Source organism: Dyella sp. M7H15-1 (assembly GCF_004114615.1).
GTDB lineage: Bacteria > Pseudomonadota > Gammaproteobacteria > Xanthomonadales > Rhodanobacteraceae > Dyella_B.
Genome location: NZ_CP035300.1, coordinates 1,771,557 through 1,788,718, shown reverse-complemented (window position 1 = coordinate 1,788,718; position 17,162 = coordinate 1,771,557). Strand labels below are relative to the sequence as shown.

The window sequence follows — 17,162 nt, the reverse complement described above, 5'->3', positions numbered from 1 at the left end:
ACCGAGGCATTGTTACGCCCGTCACGCCGCCCGCGTGAGCCGGGTTCCGGCCGGGTCCGTGACAATCAAAAATCTCGAGGCTCATGATCATGATGCGTAAACTTGCGATTGCTTCTCTGCTTGTTGCAGGTGTGGCCCTCTCTGGTTCGGTGTTCGCCCAGGATACGTCTTCGGCTGCTCCGGCTTCTCCGTCGACCTCCGCTGCTCCGGCCAAGCATCACAAGGCGAAGTCCGGTACCAGCCAGCACAAGACGCACACCAAAAAGGCTGCCAGCAGCGAACCCGCTTCCAGCGGCGAGCCTGCTTCCAACAGCACGGCTGGGAAGTAATCGTTGTAATACGGTTCGGTATACCGAGAAACCCGGTTGGTTCTGCCAGCCGGGTTTTTTAGTGCACGGATTACGAAGCGCAAGACGATGGCAGCGCCGCGATGCACTTCAGCTCGATGGCAATGGGCGTGGGCAATGCGGTGATGCCCAGCGTGGTGCGGCAAGCGTCCACGCCTTTGAAGTATTCGGCGTAGAGACGGTTATAGACAGGGAAGTCGCGTGTCATATCGGTAAGGAATACGGTGACATCGACCAGATGTTCCCAACGTGCACCACTTGCTTCCAGTACGGCGCGGACGTTGGCGAAAACCTGCCGGCATTGCTGCTCGATGTCGTAGTTGACCAGCTTACCTTGTGCGTCATGGACATTGCCTGGGATGGCATTCGTGCCGGGCTGGCGCGGCCCCACGCCTGAAAGAAACAGCAAGTCGCCTACGCGTCGCGCATGCGGGTAAGCGCCAACGGGGGCTGGTGCGGCATCGGTGCGTACCACGTCGCTCATCGTTGTTCTCCCGCGCGGCGTATCACCTGCTGCAACGCCTGTTTGTAGTTCGGGTGCAGGGATTCACGTGAATTCACGTGCATGTCCAGGTCGTGCATGTGTCCGTTGGACAGGCTGTAGCACCACGCATGCACGGAAAGCTTCTGCCCACGTTCCCAGGCTTCCATGACGATGGTAGTGGCACAGACGTTGACAACTTGCTCGATAGCGTTGAGCTCGCACAGGCGCGTGTTGCGTAAGGGCATCGAGCTGAGCGCGTTGAGCATGTCGACGTGCTTGTGTGCCACATCGCCTACGTGGCGCAGCCAGTTGTCCACCAGGCCCAGGCGGCGTTCGTCCAGCACTGCCTGCACACCACCGCAGCCGTAATGGCCGACGACGATGATGTGTTCCACTTTGAGCACATCCACGGCGAACTGGATGGCGCTTAAGCAATTGAGGTCGCTATGCGAGACCACGTTGGCGACATTGCGCTGCACGAAGATCTCGCCGGGCGGCAGGTCTACGATCTGCGTGGCAGGTACGCGCGAATCGGAACAACCGATCCACAGATACTTGGGTGATTGCTGCTCGGCGAGCCGCTCGAAGAAGTGTGGGTCGGCTTTGGTTACTGTCGCCGACCAGCGGCGATTGCTGTCGATCAGCGCTTGCAGTGGATTGGTCAAGGTGTGAATCTCTCGCGTAGGTTGGGGTGCAAACCCCAACACATGGTGTTGCACGGATGTGGATGGGGTCGTTGGGGCTTACACCCCAACCTACTCGTAACGAATACAGATATTGCGCGGCTCGGTGAAGAAGCGCAGCGCTTCCGCACCGCCTTCGCGACCCACGCCGGACTGCTTGTTGCCACCGAATGGTGTGCGCAGGTCGCGCAGCAGCCAGCAGTTGATCCACACAATGCCGAATTCCAGTTGTGCGCCCATGCGATGGGCGCGCGACAAATCGGTCGTCCATAGCGAAGCGGCGAGTCCGTAGCCGGTGCCGTTGGCGATGACGATCGCTTCGGCTTCATCATCGAAGGGAATCAGCGTGACAACCGGGCCAAAAATTTCCTGCTGGTTGGTGGCGGCGTTGTTCGGCAAGCCATCGATCACGGTGGGGGCGACGAACCAGCCCTTGGCGCAACGGCCGGGTGGTGTCAGGGTGTGGCCACCCGTAAGCACCTGGCCACCTTCCTCGCGCGCCTTGGCAATGCAACCCATCACCTTGTCGAAATGTTCGCGCGACACGAGTGCACCCAGATCGCTGGACGACTCTTGCGGATCGCCGACGCGCAGGGCTTGCACACGCGCCAGATAGCGCTCGCGGAAGCTGTCGTAGATTGAGCGCTGCACCAGCAGGCGTGAGCCGCACAGGCAGATCTCCCCCTGATTGGCGAAGCCGGAGCGCACGATGGTGTCTAGGTTCTCGTCGTTCAGCTCGGCATCCGCAAAAACGATGGCGGGATTCTTGCCACCCAATTCCAGCGATACTTTCTTGAATTGTGGCGCAGCGGTGGCGGCGATGCTGGCGCCAGTACGTGTGCTACCGGTGAAGGACACCGCCTTGACGGCCGGATGCTCGACGATTGCCTGGCCGGTGGTCGGGCCGCGACCTTGCACGATATTCAGCACGCCGGGTGGAAAGCCCGCCTCGATGCTCAGCTCACCAAGCAGTGCCGCCGTACAGGGCGTGATTTCGGAAGGCTTGGCCACCACGGCGTTGCCACTGGCCAAAGCTGGCGCGATCTTCCAGGTAAACAGATACAGCGGAAGGTTCCACGGGCTGATGCAGCCCACGACACCGAGCGGACGACGCAGGGTGTAGTTGATCGCACCGCTTTCCATCGCGTGCGATTCGCTATCCCACGCCATCACGGCGGCCGCGAAGAAACGCAGATTGGACATGGCACGCGGAATATCCAGGCGTTTCGCCAACGCAACCGGCTTGCCGCTGTCGCGTGACTCCAGTGCCGCAAATTCGTCCAGCCTGGCTTCGATCAGGTCGGCCAGTCGATGCAGCAGGCGGGCTCGCTGTTCCGAAGACGTTGCGGCCCAACCCGGCGCGGCTTTGTGTGCTGCTTGTACGGCGGCGTCGACATCGGCAGCGGTGGAGTCTGGGCAATGCGCGAAGACCGCGCCGGTAGCGGGCTCATGGATGTCGAGCCAGCGGTTGTCCAGTGGCGCCTGCAGGCGACCGTCAATGAGGTTGGCGAGGCGTGTGGTTGGCATCCTTGCAAGCTTAGAGCTTGCGGGGAGGGAATGCACCGGACGGTGCTGTATGTGTTTGTGTAATCACTAACTCAAGGCCTTCGTGCGCCCGCCATCCACCGCAATGCTTACACCATTGACGTAAGCGGCTGCAGGGGTGCACAGAAATGCGATCATCGCCGCGACTTCCCCTGGCTCGCCAAAACGACGTGCGGGAACTGCGGCGGCCATCTCTTTCGCTAGCTCCTCTTCGCTACGCCCGCTCTTTTGCGATTGCACCGCCAGCAGTCCATCCAGTCGCGCTGTGCGGGTATAACCGGGCAACACATTGTTGACCGTGATGCCATCGGCAGCCAGTTCACCGGACAAGGTTTTCGCCCAGGCGGCGACTGCTGCGCGTACGGTGTTGGACACGCCGAGCCCGGCGATGGGTTCCTTCACCGAAGTGGAAATCACGTTCACCAATCGCCCGTAACCACTGGCACGCATCCCTGGCAGCACCGTTTGCGCCAGCACTTGTCCGGCAATGAGGTGTTGGCGAAAGGTGCTTTCAAACGCGGCCGGCTCCGCACTATGTGCGGGGCCGCCGGGTGGGCCGCCGGTATTGTTGATCAGGATATGTACCGGACGTGCCGCAACGATGTCTGCCACAGTGGCTTGCAGGCTTTGGGTGTCTTGCATGTCGACACTGCGCCAGTCATGACGCTGCGCGGTGTGCTTGCGTGGCAAGCTTTCCGCTACGGCTTTGAGCTGATCGATCGAGCGTGCGAGCAAGGTGACATCGGCGCCAAGCTCGGCGAGTTCGATGGCCGTGGCGCGGCCAATGCCTTGGGATGCGCCGCACACCAGTGCATGACGGCCACTCAGATTCAAATCCATGCGATCTCCTTGGAACTTTATGTTAGCTACGACTATGCCACTGCAGTGCCAGCGCCGCGATCCAGCAACCCCAGGCGATCCACTGACTGTAACGCCAGGTGCACCACAGGCGCGTGATCGAAACATCGTCGATCGCTGCGATGGCCGGCGATCGCAGCACGTGCTGCATGCGCAGCCACAGTTGTGGCCCGTGCGCGGCCTGGGTGCCCGCGCCGGTGTCCACGATCACTTTCCAGTGCTGCGGATAATCCAGGCGCAGATGTTTGGCAATACGAAACGGCAAGACGGCATGCGTAATGAAGCAGGCAAGGCCGATCAGCAACAACCCGATGTAGAGCGCCAACAGAATCAAAGGCCGCTCCAGCTCAAGTGGACGGGGATATCGTTGCGAAGGGTATGCAGCACACCATCACCCTGCGGAGCCTTGCCACATACCGCCTTGTTCACGGCCTCGGCGTACGTCTTGTCCATCATGCCAACCCAGATCGTGCCGTCTGGACCGTGCTGGATCTTGTAGCTGACACCCACGGTGACCGCAGCCGGCGTGGCGGTGTTGGTGGTGGAGAAGGTACTGGCTGACTGCTCCCAATACGTGTTGTTGGTCTGCTGCTTGCCGGAGCTGTACACCACGACATAGCGCGCCCGCTTGTCGGTCACGGTGACGCTGCCGAAAGCACCGCTGTCGCTGCTGCTCCAGCCCATGTATTCGCATAGCTTCACATCTTGCGTATCGATCGGCTGGAAGGCGTTGTTGAGCTGCACGATGGTGGGTGCAAACAGGTAACTGCTGTTGCCCGCCGCGCGGCCGTTGAGCTCGGATTTCAGAGCGATCTTGTACGGCAGCTTGGCATCGGCAGGCAGTTTGAAGCTCAAGAAGTAGCTATGCGCACCGTTGATCGCTGCTACTTGGCTGCCGCTGTCCAGCACGAACTGCTGGGGCGTCCAGGGCAACTGATTCTGGAAGGAGAAGTCAGCGAAGCTGGTGCAACAGGGCGTCGCCTGGTCGAGCTCTTTCCTGGCGTCCGCCAACGTCTTGGTTGGCGGGCTTTCCGGCAGGATGTTCGGCAAGCTGGGCAACTTGACGTTATGGCAAGCACCTAGCAGCAGGATGGCGGCAAACGTGAGTAGCAGTCGGAAACGCATAGCGGATGTCGATCAGAATTCGGCACTCCCCGCCACACGGGGGTAAGGGATGGCATCGCGGATGTTCTGCAATCCGCAGATATACACCAGCAGGCGTTCGAAGCCGAGACCGAAGCCGGCGTGAGGCACGGTGCCATAGCGGCGCAGGTCACGGTACCAGTCGTAGGTGGCAATATCGAGACCAAACTGGGTCATGCGGCGGTCGAGGTAGTCCAGGCGTTCCTCGCGTTGGCTGCCGCCGATGATTTCGCCGATGCCCGGAGCGAGCACGTCCATGGCCGCGACGGTTTTTTCGTCGTCGTTAAGGCGCATGTAGAATGCCTTGATCTGTTCGGGATAGTTCATGACCACCACTGGGCGGCCGACGTGCTTCTCGGCCAGGTAACGCTCGTGCTCGGTCTGTAGATCGACGCCCCAGGTCACTGGGAATTCGAAGTTGTGGCTGGACTTTTTGAGGATGTCGATGACCTCGGTGTAATCGATGCGCGCGAACGGCTGGGCGATGAAGTTCTCAAGGCGTGTGATCGCATCTGGCAACACGCGTTCTGCAAAGAACGCCATGTCGTCGTGGCGTTCTTCCAACACTGTCTTGAAGATCGCCTTGAGGAAAGCCTCGGCGCAGTCGGCATTGGCGTGGAGGTCAGCAAAGGCGATTTCCGGTTCCACCATCCAGAATTCGGCCAGATGGCGTGGCGTGTTGGAGTTTTCGGCGCGGAAGGTCGGGCCGAAGGTATAGACCCTGCTCATGGCCAGGCAGTACGCCTCGACGTTGAGCTGGCCGGATACGGTGAGAAAGGCTTCGCGGCCGAAGAAATCCTTGCGGAAATCGATCTTGCCCTTGTCATCGCGCGGCAGGTTGGCCAGGTCCAGCGTGGACAGGCGGAACATGTCGCCCGCGCCCTCGGCATCCGAGGTGGTGATGATGGGCGTGTTGATCCAGAAGAAGCCCTGCTCGGTGAGATGGCGATGGATCGCCATCATCATTGTGTGACGCACGCGCGTGATCGCACCGAACAGGTTGGTGCGCGGACGCAGGTGGGCCACTTCGCGCAAGAATTCCATTGAATGCTGCTTAGGCTGGATCGGGTAGGTTTCCGGATCGTCGACCATTCCAGTCACGACCACGCTATCAGTCTGGAGTTCGAACGCCTGGCCCTTGCCCTGGGAGGGCATCAGGGTACCGGTGGCGATCACGCCGGCGCCGGCAGAGAGGTGCTTTACCTCGGTTTCATAATTGCCCACGGTGGCGGGCACCACGGCCTGGATGGGATCGAAGCAGGAGCCGTCGCTGATATTCACGAAGGACAGGCCAGCTTTGGAATCGCGCCGGGTGCGCACCCAGCCGCGTACGGTTACCTTGCTGCCGGCTTCGAGCTTGCCGGAAAGAGCCTGTTTGACGCTGACCACCGTCATGGATTGAAACTCCTGGGGAATGCGCCCATTTGTTAAGGGCGTGAGGGTAAGCAAGCATGATAATGTAGGCTTTGCCCGCACTGCGACATGCCATGCATGCCCCAAGTGCCGAATCAGAACCGTTGTCGTTATGACTATTTCGATTACCCCGTCCGCCAATCAACGCATGCGCCAGTTTCTCGCACAGTCGCCTGCGGCTGCCGGCGTCCGCTTTGGTGTAAAGCGCACCGGCTGTTCGGGTTTCGCTTATGTGGTGGACTTGGCTGATAAAGCCAGCGCTGACGACCAGATCCTCCAGGTCGACGGCGTGCCAGTGATCGTGGATACCAAGAGTCTGCCGCTGGTGGATGGCACTGTGATCGATTTCCAGAGGCAGGGGTTGAACGCCAGCTTCGTGTTCAGCAACCCCAATGCCACTGGCGAGTGCGGCTGCGGCGAGAGCTTTACGGTCGGCTGAGTGCTGCTTTTCCTTTTCCAATCATTCAGCGTCTTGCGCTGAATGATTGATTTCCCTTAGAATTCCGCTTCTGTCTGCACCAAACAGGCGCAGACAGTCTCTTGCCTCACCGCACCGGCGGGAGGCTGTTTGACCCACAAGGGTCGCATCCATAAGGAGTTTCTCCGATGACCTTGCGTCATTACGAAGTAGTGTTTCTGGTCCACCCTGACCAGAGCGAGCAGGTTCCGGCGATGATCGAGCGCTACAAGACGCTGATCACGGCCGACGGCGGCAAGATCCACCGCCTGGAAGATTGGGGACGCCGCCAACTGGCCTACCCGATCGTGAACCTGGCCAAGGCTCACTACGTCATGCTGAACATCGAAGTGAGCCAGACCGTGCTGAACGAGCTGGAATCGGGTTTCCGCTTCAACGATGCCGTACTACGCCACCTGGTCGTCAAGCGCGACGAGGCCGAGACCGAGCAATCCTTCATCCTGAAGAGCAAGGAAAAGGACGATGCCAAGTCTTCCCGCCGCCGTGACGACGCCGCCGATGGCGATGACCGCCGTGTGGGTCGCGTCGACAGCGACGATGTTGATCTTGAAGACTGATTAGGAGCCCAGACCCATGTCCAAGTTCTTCCGCCGCCGCAAGTTCTGCCGCTTCACGGCCGAAAACGTCAAAGAGATCGACTATAAGGATCTCAACACGCTGCGCCAGTACATCACTGAGAACGGCAAGATCGTTCCCAGCCGCATCACCGGCACCAAGGCTCGCTACCAACGCCAGTTGGCCACGGCCATCAAGCGCGCCCGTTTCCTAGCGCTGCTGCCGTATACCGACAACCACGACGTTTGAGGTTGTGTTTTTCCTCCTCTCCCTCTCTGGGGAGAGGGCCGAGGTGAGGGGCAGCCTCGCCAAGACATTTATTCGGAGCACGCTTCGAATAACGTCCAAGGCAAGCGCATCCCCTCACCCCAGACCTCTCCAAATGGGAGAGATCGCTAGACGATTTCGGACAACCGTCCACGGCTGCATCGAGCCACACCGGTGCTAACGAATTGAGGATTAACCCATGGAACTGATTCTTCTTGAAAACGTGCGCAACCTCGGCAAGCTTGGCGACAAGGTCAAGGTGAAGCCAGGTTACGGTCGCAACTACCTGCTGCCGCAGGGCAAGGCTGCGCGTGTCAACGCTGAAAGCCTAGCGGCTTTCGAAGCCCGCCGAGCTGAATACGAAGCCAAGGCCAACAAGCTGCTGACCGACGCTGATTCGCGCAAGGCCAGGCTGGCTGACGTGTCGGTGACCATCAGCGCCAACGCTAGCCCCGAAGGCAAGTTGTACGGTTCGGTCGGTCCGCGCGAGATCGCCGAAGCCTTGCAGACTGCAGGTCACGACATCCATAAGGGCGAGGTGATCCAGGGCGAAGGCCCGATCCGCCACGTCGGCGAGTTTGAAGTGGTGATCAGCCTGCACGCCGACGTACAGGGTGCGATCAAGGTGATCGTGGTCGCCGAGAAGGCTTAAGCGCTGGGACTCGGGACTCGGGACTCGAATCATGGCGAGGTCATAGCTGTTTCGCTTGCCGCGCATTTTGAAGTCATAAAAAAAGTCGAGAGGCACTTGTGCATTGACGCAGGTGCCTCTCTGCTTTTCGATTCCCGATTCCCGATTCCCGATTCCCGATTCCCGATTCCCGATTCCCGATTCCCAGCTTTATCCCCACACTTCCACAAGATATCCACAGACTTATTGTCTCGTCCCTTGAGACTACGCCGCGTATGCTCGCAGCTTGTGCCTGCCTACATGGTTTTGTGCACCTTCCTTGCTACAGGGAATGTCCATGTCCTTCGTGACTGAACGCAAATCCGGCAATAACAACAGCGCTATCGAAGCCCTGCGGGTTCCCCCGCACTCCATCGATGCGGAACAGGCGGTGCTTGGCGGTTTGATGCTGGCTCCGGAGGCGCTTGATAAGGTCGCGGACAAGCTTGGCGAACAAGATTTCTACCGCCGCGACCATCGGCTGATCTGGCGCGCCATCACCGAATTGGCCAACAAAGGCATGCCGTGCGATGGGGTGACCCTTGGCGACTGGTTCGAGGCCAATGGCCTGGCCGAGATGGTGGGGGGCGCCGGCTATCTGGTCGAGCTGGCCAACAGCACGCCGAGTGCCGCGAATATTGCGGCTTACGCGGAAATCGTGCGCGAGAAATCCGTGCTGCGCCAGTTGATCGATGCGGGTACCTCGATTACCGAGGATGGCTATCGGCCGGAAGGCAAGAGCGTGCAGGAGGTGCTGGAAACCGCCGAACAGCGCGTGTTCCACATTGCCGAATCTGGTGCACGTGGTAAGAAAGACACGGTTTCGATGCGCGAGGCGGTGAAAGATGCTTTTCGCATCCTGCACGAGCGCTATCAAAATCGCGGCCAGCTCACCGGTATCTCCACCGGTTTTGCCGATCTGGACAATCTCACTTCCGGCTTGCAGCCTTCGGACCTGATCATCGTTGCGGCGCGTCCATCGATGGGCAAGACCGCGTTCTCGGTCAACATCGCCGAAGCCTGTGCCCTGCGTGCGAAAAAACCGGTCGCGATATTTTCGATGGAAATGTCCGCATCCCAGTTGGCATTTCGTTTGATTTCCTCCGTTGGCCGTATCCACCAGCAGCATCTACGCAACGGCGATCTGGCCGAAGAAGACTGGCCGCGTGTCACCAACGCGATTGCGCTGTTGTCAGAGGCCAAAATCTTCATTGATGACACGCCAAGTCTTTCGCCGGTGGAAGTGCGTTCGCGTTCGCGCCGCCTTGCGCGCGAACATGGCGGCTTGGGCATGATCGTGATCGACTACCTGCAACTCATGCAGGTGCCGGGCAACAAGGAAAACCGCGCGACGGAAATCTCGGAAATCTCCCGCTCGCTGAAGGGCCTGGCCAAGGAACTCAACGTCCCAGTGATCGCACTGTCGCAGTTGAACCGTTCGCTGGAACAACGCGCCGACAAGCGTCCGATGATGTCTGACCTGCGCGAATCCGGCGCTATCGAGCAGGATGCCGATGTGATCATGTTCATCTACCGTGACGAGTACTACAACAAGGAATCGCCGGACAAGGGCCTGGCCGAAATCATCATCGGCAAGCAACGTAACGGTCCCACCGATATGGTGAAGCTGACCTTCCTGGGGCACTACACCAAGTTCGAAAACTACAGCCCTGATACCTACACCGGGCACTTCTAAGCGATTGCTGCCCGCGCTTTGCCATCACAATGTCCTGATCCGCCGCTCGCCGGTGGGTAACCTATGATGCCGCGGGTAGGCGTTTTTGCTGTATGGAAGCCGCTTTTCAGAGCACATCAGGAACCATGAGCCGTACCACTGTTGCCACTATCCATCTGGGTGCACTGCGCCATAACCTCGAGCGGATTCGCGCGCTGGCGTCGCCGGCCATGGTCATGGCGGTGGTCAAGGCCGACGCCTACGGGCATGGCCTGGAGCGTGTCGCCCGTGCGCTGGACGGCGCGGCGGACGCGTTCGCGGTGGCTTCTCTCGGTGATGGTTTGCGTTTGCGCGCCGCCAGGCATCGGCAGCGCATCGTGGTGCTGTCCGGTCCCGACCAAGCTGGTGACATCGCCGAAATGCAGCGCTTGGGCCTGGATGCGGCGATTCATCATGAAAGCCAACTGCATGGGTTGTCCGAAGCGTCGCCGATGCGTGGACGTCTGCGAGTCTGGCTGAAAGTCGACAGCGGCATGCATCGGCTGGGCTTTGCACCCGAGCGCGCGGCGGCCGTGCACGCGCAATTGATCGGCATGGCCGGCATCGATCCGGACGTTGGTTTGATGACTCACTTTGCGGAGTCGGAGGTGTTCGACGGCGAGCGCACCCGCGAACAGATCGAGCGATTCCAGCAGGCGACGGCGGGCTTGTCCGGACCGCGCTCGCTCTCCAACTCCGCGGCCGTTCTCGGTTGGCCGGATGCACGTGGCGACTGGGTGCGCACGGGCGGTCTGTTGTACGGGCTTTCCGTAGTGGAAGGCAAAAGCGGTGCAGATTTCGGCTTTCGCGCAGCCATGACGCTGTCCACGCGTCTGATCGCCATCAATCAGATCAAGCGCGGCGAACGCATTGGCTACAACGGTTTGTGGGAGTGCCCGGAGGATATGCCGGTCGGCGTTGCTGCCGTCGGCTACGGAGATGGTTACCCGCGCAGCGCCGTTGCCGGCACACCGGTGCTGGTGGGCGACCGGCGCGTGCCGTTGATCGGGCGCGTATCGATGGATCTCATCACCCTCGATCTGCGCGAGGTGCCGGAGACCAAGGTGGGCGATCGGGTAACGCTGTGGGGACCGGGGCTGCCGGTAGAAATCATCGCCGCCCAGGCCGGCACCATCAGCTATGACCTGACCTGCGGGATGACCCGGCGAGTGTTGTTCGTCGAAGACGAACATTGAGTCAGGACTGTTAAAGGACTATATTTAGTCCATTCAATCCAGTGGAGGGTCGTCACCATGAGCCTGGCATCGCAAATCAAGCCGATCAGCTACTTGAAGGCCAACGCGGCCGAAGTGCTGGAAAAGCTCGCCCAGACGCACGAGCCGATGATCATCACCCAGAACGGTGAGGCCAAGGCGGTGATTCAGGACATCTTCTCGTATGAGAAGACGCAAGAAACCCTGGCATTGTTGAAGATACTGGCTCTCGGGCAAAAGGACGTCGAGGCGGGCCGTACCACTCCGATCGAAGAGGTGGTTGCCAGGCTTAAAGCCAAGTACAAATCACCTTAAGGACCCTCTGATTTATTCCTACGTACCCGTCACCGCACTGTATGCGGTGACGGGTACGTAGGAATAAATCAGAGGGTCCATAATGCGCTACGAAGTACGGATTGGAGCTGGGGCGGAACGCGACCTAGAGTCCATCTACGACTACATCGCTGCCAACGATAGTGTCGCTCGGGCGGTGCAGATGCTGGATGAATTGGTGCAGGTGGTTGATTCGCTAGCCAGCATGCCTGAGCGTGGTAGTTGTCCCCGTGAGCTTATGGGCTTGGGCTTGACGCAATATCGCCAGCTCATCCGAGAGCCGTGGCGAATTATCTACCGCGTTCTGGGCGAGCAGGTTTTTATTGATGTCGTTGCTGATGGCCGGCGCGATATGCGATCGCTACTTGCTCAGCGATTACTTGACGTCTGAATGCTTACGCCTTGAGCCTGATATGGCGGGCGAATCTATCGTCACCGTTGTCTCGCCGCCTGCGACCACCACAAGCTAAGCTCTTCCCATTGAACTCCCGCATCTAACGCCATGGCCAAAGCCAAAACCGCCTACGTCTGCGCCGATTGCGGTGCCGAACACAACAAATGGCAGGGCCAATGCGTGGAATGCGGCGCGTGGAACACGCTGTCGGAGTTCGTGGTGCAGCCGGCGCAGAAGTCGGTAGGGGCGGCCAGGCAAAGTGGCTATGCGGGTGTCGCCAATGGTGTGGCGCGAGTTACCCCGCTGACTGATGTGCTGGTAACTGCCGAGTCGCGCACGCTCACCGGTATCGGCGAATTCGACCGTGTGCTGGGCGGTGGCCTGGTCGACGGCTCGGTGGTGCTGATTGGCGGCGATCCCGGCATCGGCAAATCCACCTTGCTGCTGCAAATGCTCGGCAAACTCGGCGAAAAACTGCCCAGCGTCTACGTCACCGGCGAGGAATCGCTGGCGCAAGTGGCTGCGCGCGCGCAACGACTGGATCTGCCCCTGCAGCCTTTGCACGCGCTGGCCGAAACCTGCATCGAGCGCATTCTCGATCAAGTCGCAGCATCGCGGCCACGGGTGCTGGTGATCGACTCCATCCAGACGATCTGGACCGATCTGCTGGCCGCTGCACCGGGCTCGGTGAGCCAAGTGCGTGAATCGGCGGCCAAGCTTACGCGTTTCGCGAAGGAGACCGGTACTTCGGTTTTCCTGGTTGGGCACGTCACCAAGGAAGGTGGTATCGCCGGCCCGCGCGTGCTCGAACACATGGTCGATGCCGTGTTGTATTTCGAAGGCGAATCCGGCAGTCGTTTCCGCGTGCTGCGAGCCTTCAAGAATCGCTTTGGTGCGGTGAACGAACTGGGTGTATTCGCGATGTCCGAGAAGGGCTTGCGCGAGGTGCCCAATCCTTCGGCGATTTTCCTGTCCGCACATAGCGGACCGACTTCCGGCAGCGCCGTGATGGTGACGCGCGAGGGTACGCGTCCGCTGCTGGTGGAAGTGCAGGCGCTGGTCGATCAATCCTCGCTCGGCAATCCCAGGCGAGTCGCCTTGGGCCTTGAGCAAAACCGCTTGGCCATGCTGCTGGCCGTGCTGCATCGGCACGGCGGTGTAGCGGCGTACGACCAGGATGTATTCGTCAACGTCGTCGGTGGTATTCGTGTGCAGGAAACCGCTGCCGATCTGCCGGTGTTGCTGGCGGTGCTCTCGTCCTTGCGCGATCGCCCCTTGCCGGAGAAAACCATTGCCTTCGGCGAAGTGGGTTTATCCGGCGAAATTCGCCCGGTGCCCAACGGTGAGGAGCGCATGAAGGAGGCCTCCCATCATGGTTTTCAGCGCGCCATCGTGCCGAAGGCCAATGCGCCCAAGAAGGGCAGGGTTGGCGAGATGGAAGTGATCGGGGTCGAGCGATTGGCGCAAGCCATCGATGCTTGCCGCTGATTAAGGCAGCGCTGCCTTAAGGATGCTCTGATCTATTCCGCTCCAACATATTGAATCTAAAGGACGGGGTGACGTGCGGAAGGCCCGCAGGCTGTGCCGCGCGGCTTGAACAGACGGCCAGTCTGCCCTGCGCCACGCAACACAGCCTGCGGGCCTTCTGCACGTCATGCCGGGTGCGTGGAATAGAAAGAGCATCCTTAATCCACTGCGCGGCGCAGAATCACTTCCAGCACGAATTTCGAGCCGAAAAATGCCAGCGCCAGCACCCCCATGCCGATCAGGGTGAGATTCACCGCGCTGCGCCCACGCCAGCCATGCCGCCAGCGGCCGTACAGCAAGGTGCCGAAGACCAGCCACGCAATGATGGACAGCACGGTCTTGTGCACTAGATGCTGCCCGAACAGATTGTCGACAAATAGCGTGCCCGTAAGCAGAGTCAGCGATAGCAGCGTGAAGCCGGCGCCGATCAGGCGAAACAACAGCGATTCGGTCAATGTGAGTGGTGGAAGCGCACTTAGCCACGGCCCCAGTTGGCGATGACGCAAGGCACGCTCCTGCACAGCGAGCAAAATCGCCATCGCCGCGGCAATAGCAAGTACACAGAAGGCCAACAAGGCCACCGTAACGTGTAGCTTGATATGCCAGTCCATCGAGATTGGCATGGTAGGCGGCGCCAGGAAGCTGTCGACCCAAAGCAGCAGGGCGCTAAGTGGAAACACGATCACACCAAGCGTAGCAACCGGGCGGGTGAGGTTTACCAGCAAAGTGAGTGCTGACATCACGCAAGCCACCAGCGACAGCGCTGCGAAGAAGTGCAGATCCAGAGCGCCACGATGCATGGCCAGCAATCCGCTGGCATGCGCAAGAACCGCCACCGTGGCAATAGCCAATGCAGGGCGAGCGAATGCAGCGGGTGCGCTGGAGCTTCGGCCAAGCAGCGGCCGCGCCAGCAGCAGGCTGGCGAACAGGTAGCAGAGGATGGCGAAGATCGAGAGTGCGGGCAGCATGGCCTGCAAGTGTCGCATACAGCTTGGACAGGATGAACGTGGCGAATCGTCCCTGCGTTTGGTCCCGGATGTGACGCATTGGCCATTTTGCGGGCGGGACTGCTGGTGAATCGGGGATAGAAGCCATCCCGGACGGCTTTCACGGGTCTGGTATATTTGAAGGTCAATCCCAAGGTCCAGTCCATCATGTTCGAGACGCTCAGCCAACGCCTCTCTACCACCGTCAACCGCTTGCGCGGTCGCGGCCGCCTGACTGAGGAAAACATTCGCGAAAGCTTGCGCGAGGTGCGCATTGCCCTGCTCGAGGCTGACGTGGCCTTGCCCGTGGTGCAAGCGTTGGTCGAGCGTGTGAAGGTGCGTGCGGTAGGGCAGGAAGTGCTCAAGAGTCTGTCGCCTGGTCAGGCGCTGGTAAAAGTGGTCAGTGACGAGCTGACAGCGGTGATGGGCACGGCGAACAGCGAACTCAACCTCGCCCAGCAGCCACCCGCGGTGGTGCTGATGGCCGGTTTGCAAGGCGCGGGTAAAACCACCACCGTGGCCAAGCTGGCGCGCTTCCTTACCGAGCGCAAAAAAAAGCGCGTGATGGTGGTGAGCTGCGACGTCTATCGTCCGGCGGCGATCGAGCAATTGTGTACGCTGGCCGAGCAGGTTGGTGTGACGTTTTTCCCGTCCGAAGGTGGCCAGGATCCGGTTGATATCGCTAAGGCAGCGATGGTGGCGGCACGCAAGGAGGTGATGGATGTGCTGCTGATCGACACTGCCGGCCGACTGCACGTCGACGAGGCGATGATGGAGGAAATCAAAGCGCTGCACGCCGTCGTCACGCCGATCGAAACTCTGTTCGTGGTCGACTCGATGACCGGCCAGGATGCCGCCAACACCGCAAAGGCCTTCAGCGAGGCGTTGCCGCTTACCGGCGTGGTGCTGACTAAGACCGACGGTGATGCGCGTGGCGGCGCTGCGCTCTCGGTGCGCTATGTCACCGGGCGCCCGATCAAATTCCTCGGCGCAGGCGAGAAGACTGACGCACTGGAGCCGTTCCATCCTGATCGTGTGGCGCAGCGCATTCTCGGCATGGGTGACGTGCTGTCGCTGGTGGAGGAAATGGAGCGCAAGGTCGACCAGGAAAAAGCGCAGAAGCTCGCCACCAAGGTGATGAAGGGCAAGCGCTTCGATCTCAATGATATGCGCGATCAACTTGAGCAGATGACCAACATGGGGGGGCTGGCTGGCTTGATGGACAAGCTGCCGGGTGTCTCTGGTCTGCCTGAGAACGTAAAGTCCAATGTCAGCGATGGCGAGATCAGACACATGGTCGCGATCATCAGTTCGATGACGAAGAAAGAACGCCGCCATCCAGATCTGCTGAATGGCTCCCGGCGCGCCCGCGTGGCCAAGGGCTCAGGCACACAGCCTGCGGATGTAAACCGCTTGCTGAAGCAATACATACAGATGGAAAGAATGATGTCCAAACTCTCCAAAGGCGGCACCAAGGGCCTGCTGCGGCAGATGCGTGGCGCTATGAAGGGTATGGGCGGCATGGGTGGTGGCTTCCCGCCGATGCGCTGAGAGCCGGAAATCGTCAATCGGAAATCGTCAATCGTTAAGAGCAGGATGCGCTGGGCAGGCAATTCCCGCTTTTTAACCATTCCCGATTGACGATTTACGATTCCCTGCGCCCAGTACCCTTTCTTTTTCCCCAGATTTCATTAAAATGTCCCGTTTACCGCGCCCGTCCCAGGGCGCGTTTGCCGGGCATGCCGGCAACTCTGGAGCTTTTACTATGGTCAAGATTCGTCTTTCGCGCGGCGGCGCCAAGGGCCGTCCGTTCTACCACGTCGTTGTGACCGACTCGCGCAGTGCTCGTGATGGCCGCAATATCGAGAGCGTGGGTTTCTACAATCCGGTCGCTTCGGGCAAGGACAAGCGCCTTGAGCTGAACGTGGCACGCATTCAGGAATGGGTGTCCAAGGGCGCCCAATTGAGCGATAAGGTCGTCTCGTTGGTGAAGGAAGCCGGCAAGCAGCAGGCTGCCTGAGCATGATGGCAGCCGGTCGGCGCGTCCTGGTCGGACGCATCGTCGGGTTGTATGGCGTGCAGGGCTGGCTCAAGGTTGAATCCTGGACCGAACCCCGCGCGCAGATCTTCAAGTATCAGCCCTGGCTGCTCTCGTTGGTGCCGGGTCAGGAAACGGAGGTTGTGGGTATCAAAGGTCATCCCCAAGGCAAAGGCCTCGTGGCCAAGTTGCCGGGGATGGATGATCGGGACGTCGCAGCCGCTCTGGTGGGGCAAGATGTTTATGTCGCCCGTGAGTTGCTGCCGCAGCCTGATAAGGATGAATATTACTGGGTCGATCTCGAAGGTCTTGAGGTCGTTACCACGGAAGGCGTGGCGTTAGGACGGATTAGCCACCTGTTCGCAACCGGCGCCAACGATGTGGTGGTGGTAAGGGATGGCGAGCGCGAGCGGCTTGTTCCTTTCGTCCAGGGTGTTTACGTGCGTTCGGTGGATTTGTCCGACGGACGCATGGTGGTGGATTGGGACCCTGAATTCTGAAGATTGAGGGCCT

The 17,162-nt window shown here is 60.0% G+C and carries 21 protein-coding genes; 13 read left to right on the top strand and 8 right to left on the bottom strand.

Annotated features, from left to right (window positions below; all coding sequences use genetic code 11):
- Positions 1 to 89: 89 nt before the first annotated feature.
- A complete protein-coding gene (locus tag EO087_RS08410) occupies positions 90 to 329 on the top strand; it encodes a hypothetical protein (protein WP_205744337.1) in 240 nt (79 codons plus the stop codon).
- Between the two features lie 70 nt (positions 330 to 399).
- Here the strand turns inward: EO087_RS08410 and EO087_RS08405 are convergent, their stop codons facing one another.
- The 7 genes from EO087_RS08405 to asnS all read right to left on the bottom strand — a co-directional run bounded on the left by EO087_RS08405 (position 400) and on the right by asnS (position 6,455).
- A complete protein-coding gene (locus EO087_RS08405) occupies positions 400 to 831 on the bottom strand; it encodes a Rid family hydrolase (protein WP_128898478.1) in 432 nt (143 codons plus the stop codon).
- Positions 828 to 1,496, bottom strand: coding sequence for a carbonate dehydratase (gene can / locus EO087_RS08400; protein WP_128898477.1), 669 nt, complete (start codon positions 1,494 to 1,496; stop codon positions 828 to 830). The genes EO087_RS08405 and can overlap by 4 nt, the downstream gene beginning before the upstream one ends.
- 90 nt (positions 1,497 to 1,586) lie before the next feature.
- Entirely contained in the window at positions 1,587 to 3,041 is a 1,455-nt protein-coding gene (locus EO087_RS08395) for an aldehyde dehydrogenase (protein WP_128898476.1), read from the bottom strand.
- Positions 3,042 to 3,107: 66 nt separating this feature from the next.
- Complete coding sequence (locus EO087_RS08390) at positions 3,108 to 3,899, bottom strand: SDR family oxidoreductase (protein ID WP_128898475.1); 792 nt, start codon at positions 3,897 to 3,899, stop codon at positions 3,108 to 3,110.
- Between the two features lie 22 nt (positions 3,900 to 3,921).
- The gene (locus EO087_RS08385) at positions 3,922 to 4,251 is read right to left on the bottom strand and encodes a hypothetical protein (protein ID WP_240669001.1); all 330 of its coding nucleotides are present in this window, start codon (positions 4,249 to 4,251) and stop codon (positions 3,922 to 3,924) included.
- Positions 4,248 to 5,042 carry a MalM family protein gene (locus EO087_RS08380; protein WP_128898474.1) on the bottom strand — a complete coding sequence of 265 codons (795 nt, stop codon included), beginning with the start codon at positions 5,040 to 5,042 and terminating at the stop codon, positions 4,248 to 4,250. The genes EO087_RS08385 and EO087_RS08380 overlap by 4 nt, the downstream gene beginning before the upstream one ends.
- 12 nt (positions 5,043 to 5,054) lie before the next feature.
- A complete protein-coding gene (asnS, locus tag EO087_RS08375; RefSeq protein WP_128898473.1) occupies positions 5,055 to 6,455 on the bottom strand; it encodes an asparagine--tRNA ligase in 1,401 nt (466 codons plus the stop codon).
- A gap of 130 nt (positions 6,456 to 6,585) precedes the next feature.
- On the opposite strand from asnS, the gene EO087_RS08370 reads away from it, so the two are divergent.
- From EO087_RS08370 to radA, 9 genes are all read left to right on the top strand, one after another.
- Positions 6,586 to 6,912, top strand: a complete 327-nt coding sequence (locus tag EO087_RS08370) for an iron-sulfur cluster assembly accessory protein (protein ID WP_128898472.1) — start codon at positions 6,586 to 6,588, stop codon at positions 6,910 to 6,912.
- 173 nt (positions 6,913 to 7,085) lie between these two features.
- Positions 7,086 to 7,508 (top strand): 30S ribosomal protein S6, encoded by a 423-nt coding sequence (rpsF, locus tag EO087_RS08365; protein WP_240669187.1) that lies wholly within the window; start codon positions 7,086 to 7,088, stop codon positions 7,506 to 7,508.
- Between the two features lie 16 nt (positions 7,509 to 7,524).
- Complete coding sequence (rpsR, locus tag EO087_RS08360; RefSeq protein ID WP_074552179.1) at positions 7,525 to 7,755, top strand: 30S ribosomal protein S18; 231 nt, start codon at positions 7,525 to 7,527, stop codon at positions 7,753 to 7,755.
- Positions 7,756 to 7,972: 217 nt separating this feature from the next.
- A complete protein-coding gene (gene rplI / locus EO087_RS08355) occupies positions 7,973 to 8,425 on the top strand; it encodes a 50S ribosomal protein L9 (protein WP_128898470.1) in 453 nt (150 codons plus the stop codon).
- 316 nt (positions 8,426 to 8,741) lie between these two features.
- The gene (locus EO087_RS08350; protein ID WP_128898469.1) at positions 8,742 to 10,139 is read left to right on the top strand and encodes a replicative DNA helicase; all 1,398 of its coding nucleotides are present in this window, start codon (positions 8,742 to 8,744) and stop codon (positions 10,137 to 10,139) included.
- Positions 10,140 to 10,264: 125 nt separating this feature from the next.
- Positions 10,265 to 11,353, top strand: coding sequence for an alanine racemase (gene alr / locus EO087_RS08345; protein WP_128898468.1), 1,089 nt, complete (start codon positions 10,265 to 10,267; stop codon positions 11,351 to 11,353).
- A gap of 57 nt (positions 11,354 to 11,410) precedes the next feature.
- Positions 11,411 to 11,686: a type II toxin-antitoxin system Phd/YefM family antitoxin gene (locus EO087_RS08340; protein ID WP_128898467.1), complete on the top strand. Its 276-nt coding sequence runs from the start codon at positions 11,411 to 11,413 to the stop codon at positions 11,684 to 11,686.
- A gap of 82 nt (positions 11,687 to 11,768) precedes the next feature.
- A complete protein-coding gene (locus EO087_RS08335; protein ID WP_205744336.1) occupies positions 11,769 to 12,095 on the top strand; it encodes a type II toxin-antitoxin system RelE/ParE family toxin in 327 nt (108 codons plus the stop codon).
- A 111-nt stretch (positions 12,096 to 12,206) separates the two neighbouring features.
- Entirely contained in the window at positions 12,207 to 13,586 is a 1,380-nt protein-coding gene (radA, locus tag EO087_RS08330) for a DNA repair protein RadA (protein WP_128898465.1), read from the top strand.
- A 197-nt stretch (positions 13,587 to 13,783) separates the two neighbouring features.
- Here radA and ccsA read toward each other — a convergent pair whose 3' ends face one another.
- Positions 13,784 to 14,611: a cytochrome c biogenesis protein CcsA gene (gene ccsA, locus EO087_RS08325; RefSeq protein ID WP_240669000.1), complete on the bottom strand. Its 828-nt coding sequence runs from the start codon at positions 14,609 to 14,611 to the stop codon at positions 13,784 to 13,786.
- 168 nt (positions 14,612 to 14,779) lie between these two features.
- On the opposite strand from ccsA, the gene ffh reads away from it, so the two are divergent.
- From ffh to rimM, 3 genes are all read left to right on the top strand, one after another.
- Positions 14,780 to 16,162 carry a signal recognition particle protein gene (gene ffh / locus EO087_RS08320; protein ID WP_128898464.1) on the top strand — a complete coding sequence of 461 codons (1,383 nt, stop codon included), beginning with the start codon at positions 14,780 to 14,782 and terminating at the stop codon, positions 16,160 to 16,162.
- A 214-nt stretch (positions 16,163 to 16,376) separates the two neighbouring features.
- Positions 16,377 to 16,631, top strand: a complete 255-nt coding sequence (gene rpsP, locus EO087_RS08315) for a 30S ribosomal protein S16 (RefSeq protein ID WP_128898463.1) — start codon at positions 16,377 to 16,379, stop codon at positions 16,629 to 16,631.
- A gap of 2 nt (positions 16,632 to 16,633) precedes the next feature.
- Positions 16,634 to 17,149 (top strand): ribosome maturation factor RimM, encoded by a 516-nt coding sequence (rimM, locus tag EO087_RS08310; protein ID WP_128898462.1) that lies wholly within the window; start codon positions 16,634 to 16,636, stop codon positions 17,147 to 17,149.
- The last annotated feature ends 13 nt before the right edge of the window (positions 17,150 to 17,162 follow it).